Origin of the sequence: Endozoicomonas ascidiicola, from assembly GCF_001646945.1 — a bacterium.
Taxonomy (GTDB): domain Bacteria; phylum Pseudomonadota; class Gammaproteobacteria; order Pseudomonadales; family Endozoicomonadaceae; genus Endozoicomonas; species Endozoicomonas ascidiicola.
This window is the reverse complement of record NZ_LUTV01000007.1, coordinates 82,078-83,782: the sequence shown is the minus strand read 5'-3', so window position 1 is coordinate 83,782 and position 1,705 is coordinate 82,078. Positions and strand designations below refer to the sequence as shown.

General features: G+C 43.2%; 2 protein-coding genes. Both read left to right on the top strand.

Annotated features, from left to right (window positions below):
• The first annotated feature begins 226 nt into the window (after positions 1 to 226).
• Positions 227 to 856: a LysE family translocator gene (locus AKL11_RS19495; protein ID WP_067520808.1), complete on the top strand. Its 630-nt coding sequence runs from the start codon at positions 227 to 229 to the stop codon at positions 854 to 856.
• A 25-nt stretch (positions 857 to 881) separates the two neighbouring features.
• The gene (locus AKL11_RS19490; protein WP_067520804.1) at positions 882 to 1,319 is read left to right on the top strand and encodes a nucleoside deaminase; all 438 of its coding nucleotides are present in this window, start codon (positions 882 to 884) and stop codon (positions 1,317 to 1,319) included.
• Positions 1,320 to 1,705: the final 386 nt, after the last annotated feature.

Below are 1,705 nucleotides of genomic sequence, written 5' to 3'. Positions count from 1 at the left end.
GTAATTATACGTCTTGAATCGTTTTTCGTTTCATGCTTTGGATCAATTTATCTGCTCATTTAGAACCGTATGTTTCAAATGAGTTTTGGTTTATAATACTGTTTCTGATTTTAAACTATGATCAGCACAGACATTCTTGTCACCCAGTCAAAACACTCGAAAGGTTGAGTTCATTGGCCAACCCTGATAAATACACGACTGAATAAAATAACGAGTCAGGCGCACTGTGATTGAAAATATTGAAGCATTTATTATTGCCATCACCATTCTAACTTTGACACCGGGATTGGATACGGCATTGGTACTGAGAAACACTACTCGGGGTGGGTTTTCAGATGGCATAACAACCAGCCTTGGTATTTGCCTTGGGTTGTTTGTTCACGCGACGTTTTCAGCCATCGGCATATCGGCATTACTGGCACAGTCCGCTGAGCTGTTTAATATGGTCAAGTTGGCTGGTGCCGTCTATTTGATATGGCTCGGCGTGGGATCACTTAGAAATCTGCGTAAAAGCCCACTTGCTTTGACAGGGGGTAACGTAAAGCCTGCTAACTCTCGAAACTTTTGGCGCTCATCACGGGAAGGTTTTCTTTCTAATGTGCTGAACCCAAAAACAGCGGTTTTTTATCTCGCCTTTCTGCCCCAGTTTATTAATCCTGAAGGTTCCGCTTTTGTTCAATCCATTGTCATGGCTGGCATTCATTTTATTATCGCGATGGCCTGGCAATGTGGATTAGCAGGTGCACTGAGTTCTTCAAAAAAACTATTGAACAATCCGTCTTTTAATAAATGGATGGAGGCTGTTACAGGTGTGGTGCTAATAGGATTAGGTATTAAACTGATCATGGAAGAATAACGTATTAATCACCGTGGAGAATCGAATGGATATCTTTTTACAAGCCGCCATAGAAGAGGCTAAGCTTGGATTACGTGAAGGAGGAATTCCCATAGGTTCAGTGCTGGTTCATGATAACAAGATCATTGGCCGAGGCCATAATCGCAGAGTGCAAATGGGGAGCAGTATTCTCCATGGTGAAATGGATGCTCTTGAAAATGCCGGTAGACAATCCGCAGCCGTTTATAAAAACAGCACTCTTTATACGACATTGTCACCCTGCCCTATGTGCTCAGGCACCATTCTGCTGTACGACATTCCAAAGGTCATTATTGCCGAGAATGTTAATTTCACGGGTGAGGAAGATCTACTCAAATCCCGCGGAGTGATATTGGAAGTACTTCAGAACACAACCTGTATTGAGATGATGGCACATTTTATCAGAGACAAGCCCGAACTGTGGAATGAAGATATAGGGGTGTGAGCTAATATACCCAAAGGATCTAAAGTTGCTACGCGGCGGCAAGTAAGCGAAATTCCGTGAGCCTACAATGAGTGAGCGCGGCCAACAAAGTAGCAACTTGAAAGGCGACGGGTATAAACACGAATTTACTTCATCAATACGCGATGTTCGACTTTTAAACTGACCTGAAAAAGGCATGACTGACCTACTTTTCTGCTATTAAAAACAGTGGATACAAAGGAGGAAACCAGCCATGCCCGTTGAACAGTTTATCACTACTGTCTTCTGCCTGATCGACGATTTAATCAAAGAACTCGTTCCATTACCTCTGAGAAGCCGCGGTTATCCACCAAAGCTTTCAGATAGTGAAGTGATCACCATGGAGGTCACCGGTGAATGGCTTGGAC